Consider the following 11820-nt stretch of genomic DNA (forward strand, 5'->3'; position numbering starts at 1 on the left):
ACTAATGTCAATGAAAGTTACTATATAAGTCCAAGCTCTTTCATTGATAAATATATCCCATCTTCTGATACTTTTTTTGCAAAGTATGTAGCATATTCTTCCAATGCGGTATCATGCTCCCCAAGAAGTATTCTGTTCCCGGCTCCGCATGTAAACATCGGCAAATCATTCATACTATCCCCAAATACATAAGCATCTTCCAATGCTATATTGTAATAATCCAGCACTTGAAGTACAGCTTTTCCCTTTGAACAAGGATATGGCACACATTCATAAAATCCTGCGCCTCGATCTATTATATCAAAATCATCGCATTCAGCAAAAAATGATTTCAGATCACTCCTTGAAAATCTCGGATCGTCTATAATACAGAATTTATCAAAGTCATAATCATCCTTTTCAAATTCTCCCACAGACGGTTCTACAGTGGAACATATCGCATCAAATATATTCTCTGTAATCTCAGGATATGCAAAAGGTTTGGCAGGAAAATAAATTCCCTGCCTCGCCTCAAGCATACCTTCAACATTAAATTTCTTTAACAGTTTTTTTATTTCAATGCCTCTGTTATGATCTATCCTCTTCTCAAAGATGGTCTTGTCTCCGACAACTATCTGTGTTCCGCATCCACAAATATAACCGTCCATATTAAATCTGTTTTTAATATTTCCTATTATACATTCTACTCTTCCGGTATTTATAAATGTCAAATGTCCGGCAGCTCTCGCTTCTTCTATGGCTTTTAATGCGGATTTCGGCACCTGTTTAGTATCATTGTCAATTAAGGTACCATCTATATCAAAGAACAGTGCTTTCATTATTGTGCCGCCTCACTGCCTTCAGCAGCTGCACTCTCGGAAGCTTCGCTTTCTCCCTTAGCTGTAGTCTCTTCATTTGCACCTTCAGCGCTTGCGCCCTCTTCACTGCCCATAGTCTCACCGTTGATGTTTACTGTAACATCTGTTCTCTTGGCATTGTCAAGGATAAAGTTTACAACTTTATATGTCTTGGCTGTTTCTTCAACTTCATCTTTACCATACTGCTGTATAAGCTCATCTTTTGTCAAAGAACCACCGTTTAAATCTACAACTACCTGGTAATCCTCATCTGTAAGAGACATTTTCTCTTTCTTATAGATTTCTCTTGTGACAATAACCTGCTTAACATAGCTTTCAGCCTGATTTCTGATCTGTGTTTTGAGTTCATCCGCACTCATGCCGTAAGCTGAAGCATACTGATCAAGATCCATACCGTACTGTGTAATCATATTATCGATAGGCTTGTAGATATTGTTATATTCAAAGTCAATAGCCTCATCCTTCATTTCAAATTTTGAGTCTGCAATTACGGCAGCAATCGCATTGTACTGATCCTGTGACTTTGCGCTCTTACTTCTTTGTTCCTCAAGTTTTGCCTTTACGGCAGCTCTAAACTCATCTACTGTTTTCTGCTCGCCGTTTGTATGCTTATTTACCCACTCATCCGTAAGAGTTGCAGGAGTTGACACAGATATTGAATTTATTTTTACGTCAAATACCACTGCGGCTCCGGCTAAATCTGCATTATTGTAATCCTTAGGGAATGTAAGATCAAGTTTTACATCTTCTCCGATGCTGTGACCTATAAGTCCTGCCTCAAATCCTTCGATAAAGCTGTTGCTTCCGATTACCAAATTATAACCTGTTGCAGATCCTCCGTCAAAGGCAACTCCGTCCTTTGTACCTGTGTAATCAATATTTACCGTATCACCTTCCTGTACGGCTCTGTCTGTTACTTCAACCACATCAGGATCCTGCGTTAATTCAGTATTTATCTGTGCTTCCACATCCTGATCACTTACACTTGTATCGATATTAGGTATTTCCACACCGACATACTTTCCAAGCTCGGCTGTACCGTAATCACTTGGTCTTTTCACATCTGCATTTGCCTTTGATTCTCCCTCTGCTGTTGTCTGAGTCTCGGTAGCCTCTTTTTTTTGTATACCACATGCACTCATTGTAGCTACAACAACCATTCCTATCAAAGCTAACTTTTTTAATTTCATAAATAAAAACCTCTCACCCTGCATCCGACATTATAAATAAAATGCCTTAAATGCAAGATATGTATTATATAAATCTAATTTTGATATCACCTCATATGGTGAATGCATAGAGATTACGGGAACTCCCAAATCTACTACATCTATATTCATCATTGCGACATACTGAGCAATGGTACCGCCACCACCAACGTCAAGGGCGCCCAATTCTCCTATCTGCCAATGTACATTGTTTTCTTCCATTATTGATATAACTTTATTCATAAACTCTGCACTTGCATCTGATGAAGAATACTTTCCTCTGGAACCTGTATACTTTGTAAGTACACAACCTCTGTTCAGATATGATGAGTTGTTAGGCTCAAACACATCAGGGAAAGTAGGATCAAATGCGGCATTTACATCTGATGAAAGACATGATGATTTCTCACATACTTCTTTTACATCAGCACCGAAGCTCTGTGACAAATACTCTATATAATCATACACAAAGTGAGAATGAAGTCCTGTATTTCCTGCTGAACCTATCTCCTCTTTGTCTGCAAGTATTGTAAGTGTTGTATACTTCGGATTCTTCGCTTCAATCTCCGCTATAAGCGCAGGATAAGCACAGACTCTGTCATCATGACCGTATCCTCCTACAAGTGAACGATCAAGGCCGATATCTCTTGCCTTTGTTGCAGGGACAAATTCTATCTCCGCTCTCGCAAAATCTCTCTCTGTAACACCGTACATATTATTTAATATTTCAAGTGTCTTAAGCTTTACAGCCTCTTTTACATCATCGGTATCATCAAACGGCAATGTTCCGAGGAAAATATTTAATTCCTCACCTTTGATACCTTCCGACAGTTTTCTTTGATCTTGCTTGCTTGAAAGATGTGGAAGCAGATCACTTATATAAAATACCGGATCCTCTTCTTTTTCACCAAGGTTTATCTCAACAAAACTGCCGTCTTTTCTAAATATAACACCATGCATTGAAAGCGGTATGGTTGCCCACTGATACTTTCTTATTCCACCATAGTAATGAGTTTTGAAATATGATATCTCACTCTTTTCATAGAGCGGATTAGGTCTGAGATCAAGTCTTGGAGAATCAATATGCGCTCCGTTAATCCTTAAACCTTCAGTGATAGGCTCACTACCTATTGTAGATGCAAGTATTGCTTTTTTTCTGTTTACTTTATATACCTTATCCCCGGCTTTATAGCTCTTTTTAGGGTCAAAAACTGTATATCCGTTTGCCTCAAGTAAGCTGACAGCTTCTTTTACCACTTCTCTCTCGGTCTTTGACTTATCTAAAAATTTCTTATAGCCTTCAGCAAACTCCTGAGCTTTTGAAATTTGCTCAGGAGACTCTTTTGCTATATGAGGATATTCAAATGAAAGTTCTTTTTGCAGAGCTTTTGCTTTACTTTCTGCCATACGAACACTCCTTTAGTCTAATTTAATATCCTTTAATAATCCTGCTAAAGATGTAGATGCAACTCCCTTTTCTACATATTTAAAGCCCTTTGAAGGATCCTTAGGTTCTACATTCTCCTCAAGTGCTTTCTTTGAAAGTGAAATCTTTCCATCTTTAATACCTGTTACTTTAACCTTTACAGTCTCACCCTCTTTGAGTACTGCTGCAGGGTTCTTTACTCTCTGGTTTGAAATCTGTGATACATGAAGTAATCCTGAGATTCCGTCTCCAAGATCGATGAAAGCGCCGTAATCCTTGATTGAATCAACCTTACCCTCAAGAACATCGCCAACCTTAACACTGTCAAGCTTAGCCTGTCTCTCCTTCTTAGCCTCTTCCTTCTCAATTGCTCTGTGGCTGAGAACAAGTTTCTTCTTAGCAGGCTCGGATGTGATTACAACAACCTCAAGGCTCTTACTGAGGAACTCGTCAAGATTCTCTACATACTGTGTTGATAACTGACTTGCCGGAATAAATGCTCTTACTTCCTCTAAGAATGCGATACATCCACCCTTAACAACCTCTGTAATCTTAACCTTTGCAACTGTCTTCTCAGCTAACATCTTTTCAAAGACATCCCACTTTCCTGCATCCGGATCTTCTTTTGTATCCATAGTTTTATATGACTCTTCAAGCTCCTTCTCAAAATCCTTCATTGTCTCTTCTGCCATGTTGACCTCCAAAATATTTTATTTCGTTTTAATAATAGCAATTTAACCTTGCTTTCTTTCTATCATAAAACAATAGATATTATTATATCACATCTTCACCGCATTTGACTATAGCTGCGGTAAATATTAAAAAGCTCCCCGATTGAGCTGTCGGGGAGTATATACCTAATTTAAGATTTTACACTATTGTGAAGATGTTTTGTAAATCTAAATATTAATAGTTTACAGTCATTCTCTCAAAGTATGCCTGTGGATGAGCACAACATGGACATACTGCAGGAGCGTCAGCACCCTCGTGGATATATCCACAGTTACGGCACTTCCAACCAAGAGGAGCGTCTCCCTTGAAAGTTCCTTCATTCTTTAAATGCTCAAGGAGCTGAAGATATCTCTTCTCGTGGCTTGCCTCAACCTTTGCTACAAGTTCAAATTTCTTTGCAAGAGCCTCAAATCCTTCTTCTCTTGCTTCTCTTGCCATACGAGCATACATATCTGTCCACTCAAAGTTCTCACCTGCTGCAGCATCTACAAGGTTCTCCTCAGGTGTTCCGATTCCGTGGAACTCCTTAAACCACATCTTTGCATGCTCCTTCTCCTGCTCTGCTGTCTCAAGGTAAAGAGCTGCCATCTGCTCATATCCTGCTTTCTTAGCTACTGAAGCGTAATATGTATACTTATTTCTAGCCTGTGACTCACCTGCAAATGCATCCATTAAGTTCTTCTCTGTTTTTGTTCCTGCGTACTTTGACATAAAAATTTCCTCCTTATAAATATCAAAAATTACTATATTGATATGAAATGCCGACTTAAAAGATTCAAAGGCTAAACAGCCTTTTTCGAATCCATATAAATCATTTTTTGATAGCATTCCTTACAATAGCCATAAAAAATAAGTGAATGATTTTCTACCATTCCAATATCATTATGCACTGCCTTGTCATTTAAATCTTTTGCGATATCGGCCGGCAAGTCAATGAGCTTTGAACATGCCTTACATGAAAAATGATAATGTTCATTGGTATTATAATCATACCTTTCGATTCCGTTTTGAGCGGAAATCTTGTTTATACGACCAAGATCGGCGAGCAAGCCGAGATTTCGATAAACAGTGCCTAAGCTAATCTTAGGATCATCTTTTCGTAGTGACTGAAAGAGCATATCAGCTGTAGGATGATCGACTCTAGACCTCAAGTTGTCTAAGATAGCCTCCCTTTGTCTACTGTATTTTAGATCCTTCATGTATATCCCTTTCTAAAAATAAGAATCATTACTGTTTAAGTATAGCATCTAATAATATATTGTCAAGAAAAAATATCATTTAATATATAGTGTATGCTTTTTTATACATATTCATGTATTCTATTTTCAAAAAGTCAGCAAATCTTTCAGTAGCAATCGTATACAAAATAAAAAAGAAGCCTTAAAATAAGACTTCTTTCAGAGCGCGAGACGGGACTCGAACCCGCGACCCCGACCTTGGCAAGGTCGTACTCCACCAACTGAGCCACTCGCGCATATACCTTCAAAACTGCCTACCAATTCCGAGTTATTATAAATTTTTTCCTATCTTTTGGTTAAACCCTCGACCTATTAGTAACCATCAACTTAATACATTACTGTACTTACATCTTGGCCCTATCTACCTCGTAGTCTTCAAGGGGTCTTACTGTTTTCACATGAGATATCCCATCTTGAGGGGGGCTTCACGCTTAGATGCCTTCAGCGTTTATCCCGTCCCGACATAGCTACCCTGCCATGGAGTTACTCTCCAACAGGTACACCAGCGGTCAGTCCGTCCCGGTCCTCTCGTACTAAGGACGGCTCCTCTCAAATATCTTACGCCCACGCCGGATAGGGACCGAACTGTCTCACGACGTTCTGAACCCAGCTCGCGTACCGCTTTAATGGGCGAACAGCCCAACCCTTGGGACCTGCTACAGCCCCAGGATGCGATGAGCCGACATCGAGGTGCCAAACCACTCCGTCGATGTGAACTCTTGGGAGTGATAAGCCTGTTATCCCCAGGGTAGCTTTTATCCGTTGAGCGATGGCAATCCCACTTTATGCCACCGGATCACTAAGTCCTACTTTCGTACCTGCTCCACCCGTCGGTGTCGCAGTCAAGCTCCCTTCTGCCTTTGCACTCTTTGAATGGTTTCCGACCATTCTGAGGGAACCTTCGAGCGCCTCCGATACTCTTTCGGAGGCGACCGCCCCAGTCAAACTCCCCGTCTGGCATTGTCCCCCGGCCGGATAACGGCCGCAGGTTAGAAATCCAGCAATACAGGGGTGGTATCCCAACGGCGACTCTGCATAAACTGGCGTCCATGCTTCTTAGTCTCCCACCTATCCTGTACGAGTATTACCGAATCCCAGTACCAAACTGGAGTAAAGCTCCATGGGGTCTTTCCGTCCTGGCGCGGGTAACCAGCATCTTCACTGGTACTTCAATTTCACCGGGTGCATTGTTGAGACAGCGCTCAAATCATTACGCCTTTCGTGCGGGTCGGAACTTACCCGACAAGGAATTTCGCTACCTTAGGACCGTTATAGTTACGGCCGCCGTTTACCGGGGCTTCAATTCAAAGCTTCGTTTCCTGACTTCTCCTCTTAACCTTCCGGCACCGGGCAGGCGTCAGCCCATATACTTCACCTTGCGGTTTCGCATAGACCTGTGTTTTTGCTAAACAGTTGCTTGAGCCTTTTTTCTGCGACCACTATTGCTAGTGGCACCCCTTCTCCCGAAGTTACGGGGTCATTTTGCCGAGTTCCTTAACAATGCTTCTCCCGCCGGCCTTAGGATTCTCTCCTCATCTACCTGTGTCGGTTTGCGGTACGGGTACATATAACACAATAGCGGCTTTTCTTGACGGCTCCCTAACCGACTTCCCTACTAATTTTCGGTACGCATCACGTTTTCCCCTTGTATGGTGGTTTTTCCTCCCATACAGGTACTTCGCTTGCCCCGGTTTTTGTCCTCCCGGGTTCGGTTTCAGTCTCCATGTCCCCACAGTTCTGATTATATGTAGTACAGGAATCTGTACCTGTTATCCATCGACTACGTCTTTCGACCTTGCCTTAGGCCCCGACTTACCCTGAGTAGATCAGCTTTACTCAGGAAACCTTAGATATTCGGCCAAGAGGATTCTCACCTCTTTCTCGCTACTCATTCCGGCATTCTCTCTTCTTATTACTCCACCATTCCTTCCGGTATGGCTTCTACGCCTCTAAGAATGCTCCTCTACCAATGTATATAATACATTCCTAGGCTTCGGTGTTGTGTTTAGCCCCGGACATTTTCGGCGCAGGACCTCTCGACTAGTGAGCTGTTACGCACTCTTTTAATGTATGGCTGCTTCTAAGCCAACATCCTAGCTGTCTTCGAAATCCCACATCCTTTTCCACTTAACACACACTTTGGGACCTTAGCCGTAGGTCTGGGCTCTTTCCCTTTTGACTACCCAACTTATCTCGTGTAGTCTGACTCCCGTCAATCATCTAGCCGGCATTCGGAGTTTGATATCTCTTGGTAGGCTTTGACGCCCCCGCAAAAATTCAGTGCTCTACCTCCGGTAGACTAATAACGAGGCTAGTCCTAAAACTATTTCGAGGAGAACCAGCTATCTCCGGGTTCGATTGGAATTTCTCCCCTATCCACACCTCATCGCCACCCTTTTCAACGGATGTGCGTTCGATCCTCCATTCACTTTTACGCGAACTTCAACCTGGACATGGATAGATCACCCGGTTTCGGGTCTACACATACTGACTATTATCGCCCTATTAAGACTTGGTTTCCCTTCGGCTCCGTATCTTTAATACTTAACCTCGCCTGTACATGTAACTCGCCGGACCGTTCTACAAAAAGTACGCGGTTCACCTTTCGGTGTTCCACAGTTTGTAAACATAGGGTTTCAGGTTCTTTTTCACTCCCCTCCCGGGGTTCTTTTCACCTTTCCTTCACAGTACTATACGCTATCGGTCACTGACTAGTATTTAGCCTTGGGGGGTGGTCCCCCCTGCTTCCCACAAGGTTTCTCGTGTCTCGTGGTACTCCGGATACTGCTGGATTCAATATACTTTCCCTTACACGGCTCTCACGCTCTTTGGCCCGCTTTTCCAAAACGGTTCAGGTAATATATCTTACTCGTATTGCAGTCCTCTACCCCGCAGTGCACGCACCACGGTTTGGGCTCTTACGATTTCGCTCGCCGCTACTTTCGCAATCACTGTTGTTTTCTTTTCCTCCGGCTACTTAGATGTTTCAGTTCACCGGGTTCCCCTCTGTACGTTATGTATTGGCGTACAGATACTTGGAGTTCTTCCAAGTGGGTTTCCCCATTCAGACATCTGCAGATCATTGAATATGTGCTTCTCCCCGCAGCTTTTCGCAGCTTGTCACGTCTTTCTTCGGCTGTCAGTGCCTAGGCATCCACCCTACGCTCTTTATGTTTAACCTCTTAAATCATTTAGATTTAGTGTTATGTATGACACTAGCGTGTATCATACACTATGTTTAAAAATTTATTTTTGTTATTAAATACTAATCACTAATTATACTTAGTAATTAGTACCTCGGATGTCTAATTATAAAATATTTATATAATTTCTCGTTTGGTATGCAGTTTTCAAGGTACATCATGCAGAGAACTTCTCTGCAAATGAGACTTAAAGATTCGAACTTCAACATCTTTCATCCTTTCCAAAGGAATATCTGATGTAGTCTCTCTTTATGGAAACACCATTGCTCCGCTTCGCTATGCAAGGTGTGCTTGTTTTCTAACCTCAAACTTCGCTTTCTCTCGTCTTCGCTAAGAAAACAATGCATGGGCTTAAGTGGACTCGAACCACCGACCTCACGCTTATCAGGCGTGCGCTCTAACCGGCTGAGCTATAAGCCCTTATATTAAGTTAAAAATGCAGCGGCATCCACCTACTCTCCCATACCGTCTCCAGTATAGTACCATCGGCCGACCAGGTCTTAACCATCGTGTTCGGAATGGGAACGGGTGTGTCCCCTGGACGCATCGACACCGCTAAGTTTTTTTTAGCCTTGATCATTCAAAACTAAACAGTACTCACAACCCCTACTTTATCCTTAGAAAGGAGGTGATCCAGCCGCACCTTCCGATACGGCTACCTTGTTACGACTTCACCCCAGTTATCCTCCCTGCCTTCGGCAGCTCCTTCCTTACGGTTAGGTCACTGACTTCGGGCATTGATGACTCCCATGGTGTGACGGGCGGTGTGTACAAGACCCGGGAACGTATTCACCGCAGCATTCTGATCTGCGATTACTAGCGATTCCAGCTTCATATAGTCGAGTTGCAGACTACAATCCGAACTGAGACGTTATTTTTGTGATTTGCTTGACCTCGCGGCTTTGCTTCACTTTGTTTACGCCATTGTAGCACGTGTGTAGCCCAAATCATAAGGGGCATGATGATTTGACGTCATCCCCACCTTCCTCCGGATTATCTCCGGCTGTCTCGTCAGAGTGCCCATCTTACTGCTGGCTACTGACGACAAGGGTTGCGCTCGTTGCGGGACTTAACCCAACATCTCACGACACGAGCTGACGACAACCATGCACCACCTGTATCCCTTGTCCCGAAAGACTAGCTTCATTACAAAGCTATTCAAGAGTATGTCAAGATTTGGTAAGGTTCTTCGCGTTGCTTCGAATTAAACCACATGCTCCACCGCTTGTGCGGGTCCCCGTCAATTCCTTTGAGTTTCATTCTTGCGAACGTACTCCCCAGGTGGAATACTTAATGCGTTAGCTTGCGGCACCGAAGAGTTTACCTCCCCGACACCAAGTATTCATCGTTTACTGCGTGGACTACCAGGGTATCTAATCCTGTTTGCTCCCCACGCCTTCGAGCCTCAACGTCAGTTGTCGTCCAGTAAGCCGCCTTCGCCTCCGGTGTTCCTCCTAATATCTACGCATTTCACCGCTACACTAGGAATTCCGCTTACCCCTCCGACACTCAAGCTATACAGTTTCCAAAGCAGTTCATGGGTTAAGCCCACGCCTTTCACTTCAGACTTGCATTGCCGTCTGCGCTCCCTTTACACCCAGTAAATCCGGATAACGCTTGCCCCCTACGTATTACCGCGGCTGCTGGCACGTAGTTAGCCGGGGCTTCTTAGTCAGGTACCGTCATTTTCTTCCCTGCTGATAGAGCTTTACATACCGAAATACTTCTTCACTCACGCGGCGTCGCTGGATCAGGGTTTCCCCCATTGTCCAATATTCCCCACTGCTGCCTCCCGTAGGAGTTTGGGCCGTGTCTCAGTCCCAATGTGGCCGTTCACCCTCTCAGGCCGGCTACCGATCGTCGCCTTGGTGGGCCTTTACCTCACCAACTAGCTAATCGGACGCGGATCCATCTTATACCTATAAATATTTTACCCCTGCACCATGCGGTGCTGTGGTCTTATGCGGTCTTAGCGGAAATTTCTCTCCGTTATCCCCCTGTATAAGGCAGGTTATCCACGCGTTACTCACCCGTCCGCCACTAAGTCTACCTAAATTCCATCCGAAAACTTCCTTTGGGCAGCTTCGTTCGACTTGCATGTGTTAAGCACGCCGCCAGCGTTCATCCTGAGCCAGGATCAAACTCTCATATAAAAGTTTAATCTAGCCTTCTCGCTAGCTTGCATCTGTTTTCACAGATCTACTGTTTTTTAAAGGTTTTAAATTCTGTTCGAATCTAAACGTTGTTTTTTACTGAAATCTCATCAATTATTTTATAAATAATTAAGTTATTTTCAGGGTTGTATGTACTGTTTAATCTTAAATTATCAAGGTTCATTTGCTTCGCTGTTTGAAACAGCTTAGCCATTATATCAAGTTCATTTTATCTTGTCAATAACTTTTTAAGTTGTTTTGAAAAGTTTTTCTGAACTTTCTTTGCTCTTTTTGAGCAACTTTGATATAGTATCAAACTTTCTAAATCATGTCAAGAGTATTTTCTATTGTTTTTAGAAACATTTGATTTTATTTTTTCTATCTTTTTAGGACAGTGGTATCATTCTACACCTTACACACTGTCCTGTCAACCTTTGTTTTATGTTTTTTTAAATTTTCTATATTAAAGATGCCACAAACTCTTCTACCTTTTTCATATCTATAGTAGGCTCAAATCTTGCTACCACTTGACCTTCTCTATCAATAACAAACTTTGTAAAATTCCATTTGATATCAGGGTTATTCTTGTAGTCCTTATCCATAATCTTTAACATTGCAGCCATACCCAAAGCTTTAATGCCCGTTCCAAAACTTTCAAATCTCTTTTGTGATTTTAAGTATTTGAAAAGTTCTATTTCATTTTCACCGTTTACATCTGACTTTTTCATCTGTGGGAATTTTGTATTATAGTTTAATGTGCAAAACTCATGTATCTCTTCATCTGTACCCGGTGTCTGATCACGAAATTGATTACAGGGTACATCAATTATTTCAAAACCTTTCTCATTGTACCTTTCATACATCTCTTCAAGCGATTTATATTGTGGTGTAAAGCCACAACCTGTAGCAGTATTTACTACCAGCACAACCTTCCCTTTAAAATCACTCATAGAGACCGTACTTCCGTCAGCCGCTTCTACTCTTAAATCATAAAAATTCATAT

The 11820-nt window shown here is 42.4% G+C and carries 7 protein-coding genes, 2 tRNA genes and 3 rRNA genes; all 12 read right to left on the bottom strand.

Features of this window, described 5'->3' with window-relative positions; translation table 11 throughout:
- Positions 1–20 precede the first annotated feature (20 nt).
- Positions 21–818, bottom strand: coding sequence for an HAD family hydrolase (locus HMPREF1135_RS08225; RefSeq protein ID WP_007594103.1), 798 nt, complete (start codon positions 816–818; stop codon positions 21–23).
- Positions 818–2047, bottom strand: a complete 1230-nt coding sequence (gene tig, locus HMPREF1135_RS08230; RefSeq protein ID WP_007594106.1) for a trigger factor — start codon at positions 2045–2047, stop codon at positions 818–820. Before tig ends, HMPREF1135_RS08225 begins: the two co-directional genes overlap by 1 nt.
- Positions 2048–2077: 30 nt before the next feature.
- Positions 2078–3472, bottom strand: a complete 1395-nt coding sequence (locus HMPREF1135_RS08235) for an aminopeptidase (protein ID WP_007594108.1) — start codon at positions 3470–3472, stop codon at positions 2078–2080.
- A gap of 12 nt (positions 3473–3484) precedes the next feature.
- Positions 3485–4183 (bottom strand): S1 RNA-binding domain-containing protein, encoded by a 699-nt coding sequence (locus HMPREF1135_RS08240; RefSeq protein ID WP_007594110.1) that lies wholly within the window; start codon positions 4181–4183, stop codon positions 3485–3487.
- A 214-nt stretch (positions 4184–4397) separates the two neighbouring features.
- A complete protein-coding gene (rbr, locus tag HMPREF1135_RS08245) occupies positions 4398–4934 on the bottom strand; it encodes a rubrerythrin (RefSeq protein ID WP_007594112.1) in 537 nt (178 codons plus the stop codon).
- 71 nt (positions 4935–5005) lie between these two features.
- A complete protein-coding gene (locus tag HMPREF1135_RS08250; protein ID WP_007594114.1) occupies positions 5006–5422 on the bottom strand; it encodes a Fur family transcriptional regulator in 417 nt (138 codons plus the stop codon).
- Between the two features lie 202 nt (positions 5423–5624).
- A tRNA-Gly gene (locus HMPREF1135_RS08255) sits at positions 5625–5697 on the bottom strand.
- 56 nt (positions 5698–5753) lie between these two features.
- A 23S ribosomal RNA gene (locus HMPREF1135_RS08260) occupies positions 5754–8641 on the bottom strand.
- 369 nt (positions 8642–9010) lie between these two features.
- Positions 9011–9084: transfer RNA gene (locus HMPREF1135_RS08265), tRNA-Ile, on the bottom strand.
- 19 nt (positions 9085–9103) lie between these two features.
- A 5S ribosomal RNA gene (rrf, locus tag HMPREF1135_RS08270) occupies positions 9104–9221 on the bottom strand.
- A 64-nt stretch (positions 9222–9285) separates the two neighbouring features.
- Positions 9286–10817, bottom strand: a 16S ribosomal RNA gene (locus HMPREF1135_RS08275).
- Together the 16S, 23S and 5S rRNA genes with 2 tRNA genes alongside form the textbook arrangement of a ribosomal RNA operon.
- Positions 10818–11275: 458 nt before the next feature.
- A complete protein-coding gene (locus HMPREF1135_RS08280; RefSeq protein WP_007594116.1) occupies positions 11276–11818 on the bottom strand; it encodes a glutathione peroxidase in 543 nt (180 codons plus the stop codon).
- Positions 11819–11820 lie beyond the last annotated feature (2 nt).

It is taken from the genome of Lachnoanaerobaculum sp. OBRC5-5 (assembly GCF_000296385.1).
GTDB lineage: Bacteria > Bacillota > Clostridia > Lachnospirales > Lachnospiraceae > Lachnoanaerobaculum.